Below are 16117 nucleotides of genomic sequence, written 5' to 3' on the forward strand. Positions count from 1 at the left end.
CGCGGTGACCCGGTGGGGTCGCTAGGCGACCTTGACGTCGATTTCGTGGATGCCGGCGCCGCTGGGGGCGATGCTGGCATCCCCGTTGCCTGCCGGCGACAGCGCACGCAGCGTCCAGTTGCCCGGCGCGGCGAAGAACCGGAAGTCACCGGTGGCCGACGCGACGACCTCGGCGGTGAACTCGTCAGAGCTGTCCAGCAGGCGCACGAAGGCCCCACCGACGGCCTGACCGGAGCCGTCGACCACACGACCGGTGATCACGGTTTCCTTCTCCAGGTCGACACCGGCCGGCAGCGTCAGTCCTTGCTTGGGGGCAGAGCACATATCAACTTCCCAACTCGATCGGGGCTCCCACCAGGGAACCGTATTCCGTCCAACTACCGTCGTAGTTCTTGACGTTCTTGTGGCCCAGCAGCTCCTGCAGCACGAACCAGGTGTGCGAGGAACGCTCACCGATGCGGCAGTAGGCGATGGTCAGCTTGTCGCCGTCCAGGCCGGCCTCGGCGTACAGCTTGGCCAGATCTTCGTCCGACTTGAAGGTGCCGTCCTCGTTGGCCGCCTTGCTCCACGGCACGTTGATGGCGGTCGGGATGTGGCCTGCGCGCTGGCTCTGCTCCTGCGGCAGGTGGGCCGGGGCCAGGATCTTGCCGGAGAACTCGTCGGGGGAGCGCACGTCGACCAGGTTCTTCTCGCCGATCGCGGCGATGACCTCGTCGCGGAAGGCGCGGATGTCGTTGTTGGGGGCCTTGGCCTCGTACGAGGTGGCGGCGCGGGCGGGGACCTCGGTGACCAGCGGGCGTCCGTCGAGCTCCCACTTCTTACGGCCGCCGTCGAGCAGCTTCACGTCCTCGTGGCCGTACAGCTTGAAGTACCAGTAGGCGTAGGCGGCGAACCAGTTGTTGTTGCCGCCGTACAGGATGACGGTGTCGTCGTTGGCGATGCCCTTGTCGCTCAACAGCTTCGAGAACTGCTGCTGGTCGACGAAGTCGCGCTTGACCTGGTCCTGCAGTTCGGTCTTCCAGTCGAGGCGCACAGCGCCGGCGATGTGGCCGCCCTCGTAGGCGGAGGTGTCCTCATCGACCTCGACGAAGACCGTCTTCGGCGCGTCGAGATTGCTCTCGGCCCAGTCGGTGGAGACCAGGACGTCGGAGCGTGCCATGGAGTGGTTCCTTTCGGTTGTACTGCTGTGAGTCGTTTGGCGGGGTCAGGCGGGTACGCGGCGGAACCGCGCGACGAGCGGGTAGATCTGGCAGCCCAGACAGATGCCGAAGGCCGCATTGAGGAATGCTGCGAACAGGGCGAACGAGGTGGCGACGAGGCCGACCGCCGGCGCGCCCAGCGCGAAACCGACGGTGCCGACCACTGCGAAACCGAACCCGACCAGTTGGGCGAACTTCAGCGGGGTGACCGGCTCCCGCTCGGTGGCCGGGCCCAGGCGCGGGGCGATCAGCGTGGCGAACACCATGCCGTAGGGGTGCCGGCGAGGCCCGAGTGCGGCGCCGACGGCGAAGACCACGGTCTGCAGTCCCAGGATGAGGGCGGCACCCGGCACGCTGACCGTGGAGATCAGCAGCGCGAGGATGAGCACGGCGGTGGTGATCCAGGCGGCGAACCGGGGGCCGCGGACGTCCACCTGATCGGGATCTACCTGGGTGGCTGACATGTGAATGCTCCTGTTGCTTGGCTGGACTGGACTGGCAGGCCACGGTGGCGCCTGCAGAGCGGCGCACCAAGATCGAGGGCGCGGCTCGTCAGCAGCTACGACAACAACAGCAACAACCCGCGGTGCGGCACAGATCGACCGTGCGGCGTTTGGTGAGCAGCAGCTCAAGACGGGCAGTCACGCCGCACACAATACCCGTAGGCACCGCGATCAAGCCAATAGCGGTTCCAGGGCGGAGCGCAGGTCAGCGGCTTTGGGAACGCCGGTGGTGCGGTACCGCGGCCGGCCGTCGCCGTCGAAGATGATGGTGGTCGGCAGGGACAGCACCGAAAGTCGCCGTGCAGCTTCGGGATTGTCGTCCATGTCGATCTCGACGTGGGCCACCGCCGGCAGTTCCGCACAGACCTGATCGACCACCCGGCGCACCGCCGCGCAGGGTCCACACCACGCCGCGGTGAAATGCAGGATCGTCGGCCCGGTGTCGGAGAGGCCCAGGCCGCTGGTGTCGATGTCGGACGCTTCGGCGGCCGCCCGGATCATCCCGGAGCGCAGCGTGATCATCTTGCCGACCAGGTATCCGATGCCGAGGACCGCGATCACGATCACCAGCGCAAGCGAGGTGTTCATGACTGTCTGAACTCGTCGAGGCGCACGGTCAGTCCCTCCGCGATGCCCTCCACGATGATGTCCGATCCGCGGACACCGCCGCTGGTGGGCGTTACCCCGAACGGTAGTCGCTGGTCCGGGATCCGGGTGCTGAACGCCTTGAGCACCGCGGCCGTCTTGTCCTCGGGCACCGACTCGTCGGCGGTGCCGGGGCCGGTGAGCACCCCGGTGGCGGTCAGCACGACAGTGCTGTCGTCTGCGCCGGCCATCGTCAGGTCCACCGATACGCTCACCCGGGTATCGAAATCGGCTGCCGTCGGGGTGCCGGTGAAGATGAGGCCGTTGCCGCTGGAGATGCCCGACTCCGTGGTTCCGCCGGTGGCGTCGTTGCTCTCCCGCTGCGGCGCCTCGACCAACAGGTCCTTGATGCCCATGAAGCGGCCGACGTGGGTCGAATCGATGATGATGCGGCTTTCGGCGATCCCGACCGGCAGCGCGGCGTCCGGCCCGATCAGCCAGGTCGACCCGGTCAGGTCGATGGAGTGCAGGGTGGCCTCCAGCGATACCTTGCCGGTCACCGGGTGCGGCACCCCGGAGGCGCGGATCTCGATCTCACGGTACTGGTGTGCCCGGGCCTGGCTGATGAACGGGAAGCCCAGAATGCTGGCCCACGGATCGAAATGCAGCTGCGCGGCGGTGCGGACGCTGCGCGCCAGGCGATATTCGGCGTAGATGGCGGCGCCGAAATCCGTGCCGACGGCCCCCACGACGATCGTCACGATGGTTGCCAGGGCACCGGTCAGCAGCTTGCGCACCCGGTCATTCTGTCCCACGGACGCGGGCCCGGAACCGACACCTGGTGGTTACGGTCTGCTAAACAGCAGGTAGCACGGTATCGTGGTGCGATCGCCGGTCGTAACGGCCGCGTGTCAGCCATGAATCGCCGAAGTTGCCTCTGACACCGATGTCCCGGGGATGATTCAGGACGCTGGAGGAACTTTTGGAACTGTTACTTCTGACCGTCGACCCGCATCCGGACACCGTTCTGCCGTCGCTGTCCCTGCTCGCGCACAATGTGCGCACCGCTCCGACCGAGGTTTCCTCGTTGTTGGAGGCAGGCACCGCCGACGTGGCGATCGTCGACGCGCGCACCGATCTGGCCGCGGCCCGCGGGCTGTGTCGGCTGCTCGGCACCACCGGCACCTCCATCCCGGTGGTGGCGGTCGTGAACGAGGGCGGGCTGGTCGCGGTCAACGTGGAATGGGGGCTCGACGAGATCCTGCTGCCCGGCACCGGGCCCGCGGAGATCGATGCGCGGCTGCGGTTGCTGATCGGGCGCCGCGGCGGTGTCACCGACCAGGAGAGCGTCGGCAAGGTGACCCTCGGTGAACTCGTCATCGACGAGGGCACCTACACCGCCCGGTTGCGTGGGCGCCCGCTGGATCTCACCTACAAGGAGTTCGAACTCCTCAAGTACCTCGCTCAGCACGCCGGCCGGGTGTTCACCCGCGCGCAGCTGCTGCAGGAGGTCTGGGGATATGACTTCTTCGGCGGAACCCGCACCGTCGACGTGCACGTGCGACGGCTGCGCGCCAAGCTCGGGCCGGAGTACGAATCCCTGATCGGCACCGTGCGCAACGTCGGTTACAAGGCGGTGCGGCCGGCCCGCGGCCGCGCCGCCACACCTGCCGCCGATGAGCTCGACGACGTGGACGGCTTCGCCCCAGACCTCGACAGCGAGCTGGACGGCGACCTCGACGATTCCGGATTCGGTTCGGCCGCAGGGTCTTTCAGCCCCCTGCACCGCCAGTGACGCAGTGGCGCACCGGCCTGTCCGCACCGGATCGGGACCGGATCACCGAGGTCATCACCGCGGCCACCGCCGTCGACGGGGTCGCCCCGGTCGGCGATCAGGTGCTGCGCGAACTGAACCGTGACGACACCCGCCACCTGCTGGCGCTCGACGGCGACCGGATCGTCGGCTACCTGAATCTGTCCTCCGGCATGGCCGAGGCAGTGGTGCATCCCGACGCCCGACGTCGCGGGGTGGGTACCGAACTGGTCCGCACCGGCCTGGCCGCCGGTGGGCCCGACACCCGGATCTGGGCGCACGGCGACCTGGCGGGCGCCCAGGCGCTGGCCCGGAAGCTGGGTTTGAAACGGGTCCGCGAACTGCTGCAGATGCGGCGCAGCCTGGCCGACCTGCCCGAGGTGGCGGACCGCGCCGGGGGCCACACCATCCGCACCTACCAAGGACCCGCCGACGATGCGGAACTGTTGCGGGTCAACAATGCAGCCTTCTCCTGGCACCCCGAACAAGGTGGCTGGACCGATGCCGAGATCGCCGAACGACGCGCCGAACCATGGTTCGACCCCGAGGGTCTGTTCATGGCCTTCGACGGTGACCGGCTGCTGGGTTTCCACTGGACCAAGGTCCACGACGCGAACCTCGGCGAGGTCTATGTGGTCGGTATCGACCCGGACGCTCAGGGCCGCGGGCTCGGCGCCGAACTGACCCTGCTGGGGCTGCACCATCTCGCCGGACGGCTCGGGCCCGAGGCGGAGGTCACACTTTATGTGGAGGGCGACAACACCGCGGCGGTGAAAACCTATCGTCGGCTGGGCTTTGTGATCTACAGCGCAGATATGGCTTACGCCGCACCGGCTGTGAACTAGCTGCACGTGTTCACCTGCCGTTCATTCTGACGCCGCCGACAGTCCACCGCCACCGCATACGTTGCCGGAGAGTCTGAAGCCGTCAACTGAAAGTGGGATTCGTGAAGCTCAATATCGGCCTGGCCCTGTCGGCGACCGCGGTCGCCGCACTCACGCTGACCGCCTGCGGTAGCGACAACAACGCCGGCACCTCAGCCACCACGGGATCGGCGACCGACTCGGCCGCCTCGGCCGAGAATTGCGGCGGGAAGGACTCCATCACCGCTGAGGGCTCGACGGCACAGCAGAACGCCATCGCCCTGTTCAACCAGGTGTGGGGCCAGGTCTGCGCGGGCAAGAACCTTTCCTACAACCCGACCGGTTCCGGTGCGGGCCGCGAGCAGTTCATCGCCAAGAACGTCGACTTCGCCGGTTCCGACTCGGCGCTCAAGGACGACCAGATCGCCGCCGCCGCTGCCCGCTGCGGTGACAACCCGGCCTGGCACCTGCCGCTGGTCTTCGGGCCGATCGCCATGGCGTACAACGTGGAGGGCGTCGACGGGCTGGTGCTCAACGGCGACACCCTGGCCAAGATCTTCCAGGGCCAGATCACCAAGTGGAACGATCCGGCCATCGCCGCTCTGAACTCGGGCGCGACGCTGCCGGACGCGGCGATCACGCCGATCTTCCGTTCCGATTCCTCGGGCACCACCGACAACTTCCAGAAGTACCTGAGCGCCGCGGCGCCGCAGGCCTGGACCAAGGGCGACGGCAGCGAGTTCCAGGGCGGCGCCGGCGAGGGTGCACAGAAGTCGGCGGGCGTGGCCCAGGCCGTGCAGGCGACCCCCGGAGCCATCGGTTACGTGGAGAAGGGCTTCGCCGATCAGGCCGGTCTGCCGTACGCCCAGATCGACACCGGCGCCGGAGCGGTCGAGCTGACCGACGAGTCGGCCGGCAAGGCGATCGATGCCGTCGAGATCTCCGGTGAGGGCAATGACCTTGTGCTGGATCTGAATTCGCTGTACGGCACCCAGGAGGCTGGCGCCTACCCGCTGGTGCTGGCGACCTACAACATCGTCTGCTCGGACGGCTATGACGCCGAGACCGCCGCGGCGGTGCGGTCCTTCCTGACGGTCGCCGCCAACGACGGACAGGGTGGCCTGTCGGCTGCCGGCTATGTGCCGCTGCCCGAGAAGTTCAAGGAGCGTCTGCTGACCTCCATCGAGGCCATCGGGCCGGCCGCCTAGTCACTGGCACATCGGCGACATCGAGGCGAGGATGGGTACGGCGACCATATGACGTATCAAGGCATCGAGAAGGGTTCCGACGGTAAATCCGTGACTATTCCGAATCCATCAGACTCGGGGTCGGGTGAGGCACTGGCCGCACCCTTCCCGGAGCCCACTCCGATCTCAACCGACCCGTCGAAGAACGCGGGCGTGCGCATGGGCGACCGCCTCTTCGGCGGGGCGGCCACGGGATCGGGCATCCTCGTCATCTCGATCATCGCGGCGATCGCGATCTTCCTGCTGTGGCGAGCGGTCCCGGCCCTGCAGCGCAACGAGGAGAACTTTTTCCTCTACGGCGGCAACTGGATCACCACCGACACCTCCGCGATGCACTTCGGCATCCTGGACCTGCTCCAGGTGACGGTGTTCGTCTCGGTGTTCGCCCTGATCCTGGCCATGCCGGTGGCGCTGGGCATCGCGATCTACCTGACCAACTATGCGCACAAGCGGGTCAAGGGCCCGCTGGCCTACATGGTGGATCTGCTGGCCGCCGTGCCGTCGATCATCTACGGCGTGTGGGGACTGTATGTCCTGGCGCCCGCGATCAAGCCGGTGGCGGTGTGGCTCAACGAGAATCTGAGTTGGTTGTTCCTGTTCTCCACGGGTAACGCATCGGTGGCCGGCGGCGGCACGATCTTCACCGCCGGCATCGTGCTGGCGGTGATGATCCTGCCGATCATCACCGCGGTCACCCGCGAGGTGTTCGTCCAGACGCCGCGCGGCCAGATCGAGGCCGCGCTGGCGCTGGGCGCCACCCGCTGGGAGGTCGTGCGGACCACGGTGCTGCCGTTCGGCATGTCCGGCTACATCAGCGGCGCCATGCTCGGTCTGGGGCGTGCGCTCGGTGAGACGATCGCTCTGCTGATCATCCTGCGCGGCACCCAGACCGCATTCGGGTGGTCGCTGTTCGACGGTGGGTTCACCTTCGCCAGCAAGATCGCTTCGGCGGCATCGGAATTCAACGATCAGTACAAGGCCGGCGCGTACATCGCGGCCGGCCTGGTGCTGTTCATCCTCACATTCGTGGTGAACTCGCTGGCCCGTGCCGCGGTCTCCGGAAAGGACCGGTCCGCATCATGACCCCATCTGATTCCTCGGCCGCCACGCTGGACCGGCCGGTCAAGGCCGCCACCTTCCAGGGTGTCAGCCTGCGCCGCAAGGCCACCGACAACTTCGCCACCGTCCTGGTCACCGCGTCGGTCGTGGTCGCGCTGGTGCCGTTGGTGTGGGTGCTCTACACCGTCGTCGCCAAGGGCATCGGTGTGGTGCTCGACAGCACCTGGTGGACCAACTCGCAGTCGGGCATGACGGCCTTCCAGGCCGGTGGCGGCGCCTATCACGCCATCGTCGGCTCGCTGCTGCAGGCCGCGGTCTGCGCGGTGATCTCCATCCCGATCGGCGTCTTCGTCGGTATCTACCTGGTCGAGTACGGCGGCGGGACCCGACTGGGCAAGGTGACGACCTTCATGGTCGACATCCTCACCGGTGTGCCCTCCATCGTCGCGGCGCTGTTCATCTACGCCCTGTGGGTGGCGACGCTGGGCTTCCAGCGGTCCGGCCTGGCGGTGTCACTGTCCCTGGTGCTGTTGATGATCCCGGTCATCGTGCGCGCCACCGAGGAGATGTTGCGGATCGTCCCGATGGACCTGCGCGAGGCCAGTTACGCACTGGGCGTGCCGAAGTGGAAGACCATCTCGGCCATCGTGGTACCGACGGCGCTCTCGGGCATCGTCACCGGCATCCTGCTGTCGCTGGCCCGCGTCATGGGTGAGACCGCACCGCTGCTGATCCTGGTGGGCTACGCCCAGGCCATGAACTTCGACATGTTCAGTGGCTTCATGGGTTCTCTGCCCGGCATGATGTTCGACCAGACATCGGCCGGCGCCGGGGCCAACCCCGTTCCGACCGATCGCCTGTGGGGCGCTGCGCTCACCCTCGTGATCCTCATCGCGCTGCTCAATGTCGGTGCGCGGTACATCGCCAAGTTCTTTGCCCCGAAAAAGGTTTAGGAGAGTCTGACATGGCCAAGCGGCTGGATCTCAAAGACGTCAACATCTACTACAGCGCGTTCCACGCCGTGCAGAACGTGTCGCTGTCGGTCGAACCGCGCAGCGTGACCGCGTTCATCGGTCCCTCGGGCTGCGGCAAGTCCACCGTGCTGCGCACACTGAACCGGATGCACGAGGTCATCCCCGGCGCCTACGTCAAGGGCTCGGTGCTGCTCGACGGCGAGGACATCTACGGGGCCGGCGTCGACCCGGTCGGCGTGCGCAAGACCATCGGCATGGTGTTCCAGCGCCCGAACCCGTTCCCCACCATGTCGATCCGCGACAACGTGGTGGCCGGCCTGAAGTTGCAGGGCGTACGCAACAAGAAGACCCTCGACGAGGTCGCGGAGCGCTCACTCAAGGGCGCCAACCTGTGGAACGAGGTCAAGGACCGCCTCGACAAGCCCGGCGGCGGTCTTTCCGGTGGTCAGCAGCAGCGTCTGTGCATCGCCCGCGCCATCGCCGTGCAGCCCGACGTGCTGCTGATGGACGAGCCGTGCTCGGCGCTGGACCCGATCTCCACGCTGGCGATCGAGGATCTGATCTCGACGCTCAAGCAGGATTTCACCATCGTCATCGTCACGCACAACATGCAGCAGGCCGCCCGGGTCAGCGACCAGACCGCGTTCTTCAACCTCGAGGCGACCGGTAAGCCCGGGCAGCTGATCGAGATCGACGATACCGAGAAGATCTTCTCCAACCCCACCCAGAAGGCCACCGAGGACTACATCTCGGGCCGCTTCGGCTGAGCACCGGTCATACGAAAACTGCCCCAGAACCGAGGTTCTGGGGCAGTTTTCGTATGCTGGGACCGCTCAGCGGGGCTCCACGAAGGGCTGATCCTCGGGGAACGACCCGGTCGCGGTGAAGATGACCCGCCGGGCCACCTCCACGGCGTGGTCGGCGAACCGCTCGTAGAACCGGCTCAGCAGTGTGACGTCGACGGCGGCGGTGACGCCGTGCTTCCAGTCCTTGTCCATCAGCACCGAGAACAGGTGACGGTGCAGATCGTCCATCGCATCGTCCTCTTCGCGGATCCGGGCGGCCTTCTCCGGGTCCAGGGTCTCCAGGACCTCTTGCGCGCTGCGGCTCAATTCGACTGCCACCCGGCCCATTTCGGCGAAGTAGCCGTTGACCTCTTCGGGCAGGGTGTGCTGGGGGTGGCGGCGGCGGGCGATCTTGGCGACGTGTAGGGCCAGGGCGCCCATCCGGTCGACGTCGGCGACGATCTGGATGCCGCTGACGATGGCGCGCAGGTCGCCGGCCACCGGTCCCTGCAGGGCCAGCAGCATGAACGCGGCTTCTTCGGCGCGCACGCTGATCTCGGTGATGCGCTCGTGATCGGTGATCACCTGCTCGGCGAGCGCCAGGTCGGCCTGCAGCAGGGCCTGGGTGGCGCGTTCCATGGCTTCACCGGCCAAACCGCACATCTCGCCGAGCTGAACGGTCAAAGAAGACAGCTGTTCTTGATACGCAGTACGCATGGAACTACCTTACGTTTGCTGGGCCAGAAGGTCACGATGCCACAGATGAACGAAAGGTGAATGCCCTTTCTCGCCGGTCGGCCCGGCCTATTCGCAGGTCGTATCGGCTGCGTTGGTGACGGTGAGGTCCTCGGGAAGTTCGGTGGTGGTCGCACTGCTGGTTCCGCGCACCAGGTGCACCTGCACGGTCGATCCGCTCGGCGACGGCGGGGTGACAGCACTGAAGTCGCTGCCCAGCACCACCCGCACCACATCGCCCATCCCGGTCACCTGCTCGATGGCCGCGTGGTGGAACGAGGATGCGACGGTGGCGGCGGCCTGCTCGTTGCCGGGGGAGAAGAACACCGTCGTCGACTCCAGCGGGCCGGGGTAGTCGTCGGGGGTCTCGATGTTGAACCCGTGCTGAGCCAGCACGTCGGCGGCACTGCCGGCCAGCCCCGACTCGCCGGTCGAGTTCGACACCCGCACGGTCACGTCACCGGGATCGGTGGCCACCGCGTCCACCAGTTCGCCGGCCTCGTCCTCGGGATTTGTTGCGCTGCTGCCCGATTCGGGGGTTTCCGGTACCGGGGTGTTGTCGGCGTTGCGTTCCTCGGGTAGCGGATCGTCGTTGATGATGGCCTGGAACAGAGCGGCCATATCGTCGACGCGCGGCTGCTCGTTGCCCCAGTCGTCGGCGTAGCCGGTGGTGGGCACCGTGACGAAGGTGATCCGGCCGGCGTTGACGCCCTGCACGGACTGGCCGAGGTCGACCAGATCCTTGGTCTTGATGTTGTCGACGTAGCTGTCGTCGATGAACATGTTCACCACGTTGTTGAGCTTGGACAGGCTGAAGAAGACCTCTTTGGAGATCAGCGAGCGCAGCAGCGAGGACAGGAACAGCTGCTGGCGCTTGATCCGGCCGTAGTCGCCGTTGACCTCGGTGGTGACCTGGCGGGCCCGGACGTAGTTCAGCGCGGTGTGGCCGTCGACGGTCTGCCGGCCGGCCGTCGCCAGCACGGTGCCCAGCTCGTAGTCCTCCAGCGGGGTGGTGCTGCACACCTCGACGCCGCCGAGCGCGTCGACCATCTTCGCGAAGCCGGTGAAGTCGACGGCCATGAACCGGTTCACCGACAGGCCGGAGAGCTTCTGGATCACCTTCACCAGGCATTTGGGTCCACCGACGGCGTAGGCGGAGTTGAGCTTGGTCTCGGTCCAGGCCTCTTCCAGCCCGTACATCGGCGATTCTTCGTCGGTGATCGGGCCGTACGCCCCGGTCTCGGGGTTCCACGGCTCGCATTTGATCGGGGTGATCGCCAGGTCGCGCGGGAAGGACACGGCCACAACGCGTTTCCGGTCGGCGGGAATGTTGACCAGCATGATGGTGTCCGAGCGCGCGCCGGCGGCGTCGTCGGTGGTGCCGGCCCCGATCTCGCTGTTCTGGCCGATCCGGCTGTCGGTGCCGACGATCAGGAAGTTCTCGTCGCCGAACTGCGCGTTGGGGTCCACGATGTCGCGGGAGTTCGGGTCCAGCGCGGCGACCTGGTTGAGGCTGTTGTTCTTCATCGACTGCCACTGCCAGGCACCGCCGGTCAGCAGCAGGGCACAGGTCGCGAGGATCGCGGCGGCGACGCGTCCGACATTGCGGGCGGTGCGGTGGTCGGCCGGTGCCGGCCGGGTGGTGTGCAGCGGGTGCGACGCCCGGTCGGCGCCGAGGTCGGGCAGCTCGGCGGCGTACGCCGAGGGCATGACCATGACCTCGGTGACCGGGTCGTCCGCGCGGGCGGGCGGCCGGGGGCCGGGGCTGACGGTCGGTTCGAAGATCACCGCCTCGGCGGTTTCGTCGGTGGGTTCGTCGGCCTCGAGGTCTTCTGCTGCTTGTTCCTCGGCCTGTTCTTCCGCCCGGCGGCGGGCGGCACGACCGCCGGTCCGCTGGTCGGCGTCCAGTTTGGCGATCAGGTCGGCGACGGTGATGCCGTCGGTGTGATTGCCGATGCCGGCGGCATCGGATCGCGGACCGGGCGGCAGCGACCCGGCGGCCCGTTCCCACGGCGTGGCGCCTGGCGCCGGTCTCGGGGTTCGGGTAAGCCAGGGGTTGTCGTCGCCGGTGTTCTCGTCCCCGGTGCCCGAGGCGCGGTCGGACCGGCCAGGAGTGGCGTTATCGCCGTCACTCATGTCCTACCGGCCTTCGCGGATCGTGGGGGCGTGCGCGCCGTTGCGCACGGTCGTGGTCTGTGCCTTGAACAAGCTTGAAAAGGCACGTCCATTTCTTTTAGCAGCAGTGCACCGGGCTGCGCCACCGGAGCCCGGACAAGTGGTCTCTCATCGTACTGAGACAACCTGTGAACCGGCCAGCGCGAGGGCGTGACGGTGCGGTTTCGCTACGGTCTCGGATCAACCGCCCGAATTCATCACATCGGCGGCCACCGGCACCGTCAGGTCGTCGGGATCATCGAGCCAGCCCTCGGGCAGGCTCACCGACCCGGGGGAGCCCTGGCGGCCACGCGGCCCGCCGGCCACCTCCGGGAACGGTACGTCGGCGTCGAGTTCGCCGAGCAGCGCATCGAGCTCGTCCAGCGTCTTGACCAGTGCCAACGCCCGGCGCAGATCGGCGCCCGCCGGGAAGCCGTGCAGGTACCAGGCGATGTGCTTGCGCATGTCCCGCATGCCCTTGTCCTCGCCGAAGTGGCCGGCCAGCAGCTCGCCGTGCCGACGCATGATCTGGGCGACCTCACCGAGCGTCGGGGGCGTCGTGATCGGCCGGCCGTTGAACGCGTCGGACAGTTCGGCGAACAGCCACGGCCGGCCCAGGCAGCCGCGGCCGATGACGACGCCGTCGCAGCCGGTCTGCTGCATCATGGCCTGGGCGTCGGCGGCGTCGAAGATGTCCCCGTTGCCCAGCACCGGGATGCTGGTGACGTGCTGTTTGAGCTCGGCGATCCGGCTCCAGTCGGCGCTGCCGGAGTAGCGCTGGGCGGCGGTGCGGGCGTGCAGAGCCACCGCGGCCGCACCTTCGGACTCGGCGATCCGGCCGGCATCCAGATAGGTGAGGTGGGCGTCGTCGATGCCGACCCGGAACTTCACCGTCACGGGCACGTCGGTGCCTTCGGTGGCCCGCACAGCGGCGGCGACGATACGGCCGAACAGCCTGCGCTTGTACGGGAGAGCGGATCCGCCGCCGCGCTTGGTCACCTTGGGCACCGGGCAGCCGAAGTTCATGTCGATGTGATCGGCCATGTTCTCGTCGACGATCATCTTCGCCGCGGCGTAGGTGGTCTCCGGGTCGACGGTGTAGAGCTGCAGCGACCGCGGGGATTCCTGCGGGGCGAAGGTGGTCATGTGCATGGTCACCGGGTGCCGTTCGACCAGGGCGCGGGCGGTCACCATTTCGCACACGTACAGACCGCTGACGGTGCCGGCCCGGGCCAGCTCCAATTCCCGGCACAGCGTGCGGAATGCGACATTTGTCACACCGGCCATCGGGGCGAGGACCACCGGACTGCGCAACGCGATCGGCCCGATCTGCAGGGCAGATCGGGCCGTCGGTGCTAGCGGGGCGACTGTCATCCGGCCGCGGAGGAGGACACCAGCAGGTTCTTCATCGCCTTCTTCTCGGCGACCTTGCGCTCACGCTCCAGGCGACGCTCCTTGGCGACCTCGAACTTCACGCACGTCTCCTCGAGCTCCTCGACATGCTTGGCGATCTCGTCGCGCAGCCGGGCGCCCTCGCCGGTGAAGTCCTCGCGTTCGAAGATGCGCCACTTCTTGAGCACCGGCATCACGATGTCGTCGAGGTGGATCCGCGGGTCGTAGACACCGCCGGTGGCGATGACGACGGCCTTACGGCGGAAGTCGGGGATGGTGTAGCCCGGCATCTTGAAGTTGGTCAGGATCTTGTGCAGGGACTTCATCGCCTGGTTGGGCGCGATCTCCATACCGGCGGCGGCCACGTCGCGGTAGAAGATCATGTGCAGGTTCTCGTCGGCCGAGATGCGTCCCAGCAGCTGGTCGGCGACGGGGTCGTTGCAGGCCTTGCCGGTGTTGCGGTGCGAGACGCGGGTGGCCAGTTCCTGGAAGGTCACGTAGATGACCGAGTCGAACAGGCTCTCGGCGAACAGCTCATCGCCGCCCTGCAGGTTCTGGCCGGGGGAGAACCCGCGGGTGACCTGCTCGACCCGCAGCTCTTCGAGCTCGATGGGATCGATGGCGCGGGTGACCAGCAGGTAGTCGCGCAGGGCGATGCCGTGCCGGTTCTCCTCGGCCGTCCACCGGTTCACCCAGAAACCCCACGGCCCGTCCATGCTGAAGTTCATGGCGATCTCGCGGTGGTACGAGGGCAGGTTGTCCTCGGTCAGCAGGTTGGTGATCATCGCGATCCGGGCGACCTCGGACAGCTTGGACTGCTCCGGATCCCACTCCTGGCCGCCGAGAGCGTAGAAGTTCTTGCCGTCCGACCACGGGATGTAGTCGTGCGGGTTCCAGTCCTTGCGCATGGACAGGTGCCGGTTGATCTGCTTTTCGACGACGGGCTCCAGCTCGTGCAGGAGCTGCAGATCGGTCAGTTCCGTGGACATGAACCCTCCGGTTTATCTGTACCTCTTGGTAGCACTCAGAGTATCTGTGTACTCCGGTGACATTCAAGTTCCCTCGACTGTGGTTCGCGTAACGGTTGCGACTCGATGTGAGGTCTGCGCTGGGCAAATGCTCAGCGTGCGGCCGCGCGGCTGAGCAACATATCGATGCAGTAATCGACGAACTGCTCCCGGGTGGCGGCCAGTCGGCCGTCCAGGTATGCGGTGAACAACGCGGTCAGCGCGCCCACCAGGCCGGTGGCCACCATGGCCTGCAGGGCCGGATCGGTGATCGCGGTGAGCTTGTGCTGCAGCAGTGCGATGAAGTTGGGCATCCACTCGGCACCCGACCGGGTGAGCACCGGTTCGCGTTCGGGGGCCAGCAGCAGCACCCGACCCCGACTGGGGTCGTCGACCATCAGGGCCACGAACTGTTCGACCGCCGCACGTGGCGTCTGCGCCGAGGTCAGTGCCGTCATGGCGGTGCTGCACACCTCGTCGTAGACCGCACGCACGAATTCCTCGCGGTCGGCGAAGCTTTCGTAGAAGTAGCGCTCGGTCAGGCCGGCCGCGCGGCAGACCGCGCGCACCGTCAGGGCCTGACCGCCGGCACCGCCCAGGAGTGCGATGCCGGCTGTGATGAGATCGCCGCGGCGCAACGTCTGGCGATCCTGAAGAGGAACGCCGGACCATCGACCGCGTCGTTGACCGGACGGCACATCACTCCTAAGCTGCATACTGACAACGAGTGTAGTCAGAATTTTCTGACATGGACGGGAAGTTCGCCAGTGACTCAAGATACGTCCGAGACGTGCCCGGTGACCAGCGCATCCGCGGCCGACGCGGCCGAAGACCAGCCGGTGGCCGCGGGCTGCCCGGTCAGCGCCGGTGGTTACGACGCACCCCCGATCCCGCTCGGCCCCGACTCGTTGACCTGGAAGTACTTCGGCCAGTGGACGGGCCTGTTCCAGGGGCCGTGGGCGGGCTCCATGCAGAACATGCACCCGCAGCTGGGCGCGGCGGTCCAGGAACACTCGATCTTCTTCATCGAGCGGATGCCGCGGCTGTTCCGGTCCATCTACCCGATCGGCGGTGTGGTCTTCGACGGCGACCGCGCACCCAAGACCGGTGCCGAGGTGCGCGACTATCACATCGGCATCAAGGGCGTGGATGAGCAGGGCCGCCGGTACAGCGCGCTGAACCCGGACGTCTTCTACTGGGCGCACGCGACGTTCTTCAAGTCGGTGCTGCTGTCGGCCGAGAAGTTCGGCGGCGGTATCACCGATGCCGACCGGCGTCAGCTCTTCGACGAGCACATCACCTGGTACCGGATGTACGGGATGAGCATGCGGCCGGTGCCGAAGTCCTATGAGGAGTTCGAGCAGTACTGGGACCACATGTGCAACAACGTCCTGGAGAACAACTGGGCCGCCCGCGAGGTCATGGACCTGTCCACCATGCCCAAACACCCTTCGCTGCAATGGCTTCCGGACCGGTTGTGGGCGCTGAACCTGAAGGTGATGCAGCCCTTCCTGACCTTCCTCACCGTCGCGATCTACGACCCGGCGGTCCGCGACCTGATGGGCTACACCTGGACGCCGCGCCAGCAGTTCCTGCACGACCGGTTCTGCGAGGTGATCACCTTCGCGGGCAAGGTGCTGCCCAAGCGGTGGCTGCAGCACCCGCGCAAGCGCACGGCTCTGGACCGGGCGTCGGGCAAGCTGCCCGCGGACGCACCGCTGGCGGAGACCCCCGCCCGCAACCTGCCGCCGATCGAGTACCGGGACAGCCCGAACTTCTATTGCCCCAAGGTGTCGTAGTC

Annotated in this window: 18 protein-coding genes; 7 read left to right on the top strand and 11 right to left on the bottom strand. The window is 67.0% G+C overall.

All coding sequences use genetic code 11. The features are described 5' to 3' along the window. Positions 1-21: 21 nt before the first annotated feature. From V4U86_RS03640 to lmeA, 6 genes are all read right to left on the bottom strand, one after another. On the bottom strand, positions 22-324 hold the full coding sequence (locus tag V4U86_RS03640; RefSeq protein ID WP_395309934.1) for a DUF1416 domain-containing protein: 303 nt from the start codon (positions 322-324) through the stop codon (positions 22-24). A 1-nt stretch (position 325) separates the two neighbouring features. After that, positions 326-1159, bottom strand: a complete 834-nt coding sequence (locus V4U86_RS03645) for a sulfurtransferase (RefSeq protein ID WP_395309935.1) — start codon at positions 1157-1159, stop codon at positions 326-328. 45 nt (positions 1160-1204) lie between these two features. After that, a complete protein-coding gene (locus V4U86_RS03650) occupies positions 1205-1663 on the bottom strand; it encodes a DUF4395 domain-containing protein (RefSeq protein WP_395309936.1) in 459 nt (152 codons plus the stop codon). A gap of 88 nt (positions 1664-1751) precedes the next feature. Then, positions 1752-1868, bottom strand: coding sequence for a putative leader peptide (locus tag V4U86_RS03655; RefSeq protein ID WP_395309937.1), 117 nt, complete (start codon positions 1866-1868; stop codon positions 1752-1754). A 5-nt stretch (positions 1869-1873) separates the two neighbouring features. After that, complete coding sequence (locus tag V4U86_RS03660; protein WP_395309938.1) at positions 1874-2290, bottom strand: thioredoxin family protein; 417 nt, start codon at positions 2288-2290, stop codon at positions 1874-1876. Continuing rightward, positions 2287-3102 carry a mannan chain length control protein LmeA gene (lmeA, locus tag V4U86_RS03665; protein ID WP_395309939.1) on the bottom strand — a complete coding sequence of 272 codons (816 nt, stop codon included), beginning with the start codon at positions 3100-3102 and terminating at the stop codon, positions 2287-2289. The genes V4U86_RS03660 and lmeA overlap by 4 nt, the downstream gene beginning before the upstream one ends. 155 nt (positions 3103-3257) lie before the next feature. Here lmeA and V4U86_RS03670 point away from each other — a divergent pair, with 155 nt between their 5' ends. The 6 genes from V4U86_RS03670 (at position 3258) to pstB (ending at position 9010) form a co-directional block, all read left to right on the top strand. Continuing rightward, on the top strand, positions 3258-4082 hold the full coding sequence (locus V4U86_RS03670) for a winged helix-turn-helix transcriptional regulator (RefSeq protein WP_395311905.1): 825 nt from the start codon (positions 3258-3260) through the stop codon (positions 4080-4082). Then, positions 4079-4945, top strand: coding sequence for a mycothiol synthase (gene mshD, locus V4U86_RS03675; protein WP_395309940.1), 867 nt, complete (start codon positions 4079-4081; stop codon positions 4943-4945). The genes V4U86_RS03670 and mshD overlap by 4 nt, the downstream gene beginning before the upstream one ends. Before the next feature lie 101 nt (positions 4946-5046). Next, positions 5047-6171, top strand: coding sequence for a phosphate ABC transporter substrate-binding protein PstS (gene pstS, locus V4U86_RS03680; RefSeq protein ID WP_395309941.1), 1125 nt, complete (start codon positions 5047-5049; stop codon positions 6169-6171). Positions 6172-6219: 48 nt separating this feature from the next. After that, complete coding sequence (gene pstC / locus V4U86_RS03685; RefSeq protein WP_395309942.1) at positions 6220-7293, top strand: phosphate ABC transporter permease subunit PstC; 1074 nt, start codon at positions 6220-6222, stop codon at positions 7291-7293. Continuing rightward, on the top strand, positions 7290-8222 hold the full coding sequence (pstA, locus tag V4U86_RS03690) for a phosphate ABC transporter permease PstA (protein WP_395309943.1): 933 nt from the start codon (positions 7290-7292) through the stop codon (positions 8220-8222). The genes pstC and pstA overlap by 4 nt, the downstream gene beginning before the upstream one ends. Positions 8223-8233: 11 nt before the next feature. Further along, positions 8234-9010, top strand: coding sequence for a phosphate ABC transporter ATP-binding protein PstB (gene pstB, locus V4U86_RS03695; protein WP_395309944.1), 777 nt, complete (start codon positions 8234-8236; stop codon positions 9008-9010). 66 nt (positions 9011-9076) lie between these two features. Here the strand turns inward: pstB and phoU are convergent, their stop codons facing one another. The 5 genes from phoU to V4U86_RS03720 all read right to left on the bottom strand — a co-directional run bounded on the left by phoU (position 9077) and on the right by V4U86_RS03720 (position 15014). Next, positions 9077-9745: a phosphate signaling complex protein PhoU gene (phoU, locus tag V4U86_RS03700; RefSeq protein ID WP_395309945.1), complete on the bottom strand. Its 669-nt coding sequence runs from the start codon at positions 9743-9745 to the stop codon at positions 9077-9079. Between the two features lie 87 nt (positions 9746-9832). Beyond that, the gene (locus V4U86_RS03705) at positions 9833-11899 is read right to left on the bottom strand and encodes an LCP family protein (protein ID WP_395309946.1); all 2067 of its coding nucleotides are present in this window, start codon (positions 11897-11899) and stop codon (positions 9833-9835) included. 219 nt (positions 11900-12118) lie between these two features. Further along, positions 12119-13291 (bottom strand): tRNA dihydrouridine synthase DusB, encoded by a 1173-nt coding sequence (gene dusB / locus V4U86_RS03710; RefSeq protein WP_395309947.1) that lies wholly within the window; start codon positions 13289-13291, stop codon positions 12119-12121. Further along, the gene (locus V4U86_RS03715; protein WP_395309948.1) at positions 13288-14298 is read right to left on the bottom strand and encodes an acyl-ACP desaturase; all 1011 of its coding nucleotides are present in this window, start codon (positions 14296-14298) and stop codon (positions 13288-13290) included. The genes dusB and V4U86_RS03715 overlap by 4 nt, the downstream gene beginning before the upstream one ends. Positions 14299-14429: 131 nt before the next feature. Next, positions 14430-15014: a TetR/AcrR family transcriptional regulator gene (locus V4U86_RS03720; RefSeq protein ID WP_395311906.1), complete on the bottom strand. Its 585-nt coding sequence runs from the start codon at positions 15012-15014 to the stop codon at positions 14430-14432. A gap of 69 nt (positions 15015-15083) precedes the next feature. On the opposite strand from V4U86_RS03720, the gene V4U86_RS03725 reads away from it, so the two are divergent. After that, positions 15084-16115, top strand: coding sequence for an oxygenase MpaB family protein (locus V4U86_RS03725; protein WP_395309949.1), 1032 nt, complete (start codon positions 15084-15086; stop codon positions 16113-16115). Positions 16116-16117 lie beyond the last annotated feature (2 nt).

This window comes from Mycobacterium sp. AMU20-3851, from assembly GCF_043974665.1.
GTDB lineage: Bacteria > Actinomycetota > Actinomycetes > Mycobacteriales > Mycobacteriaceae > Mycobacterium.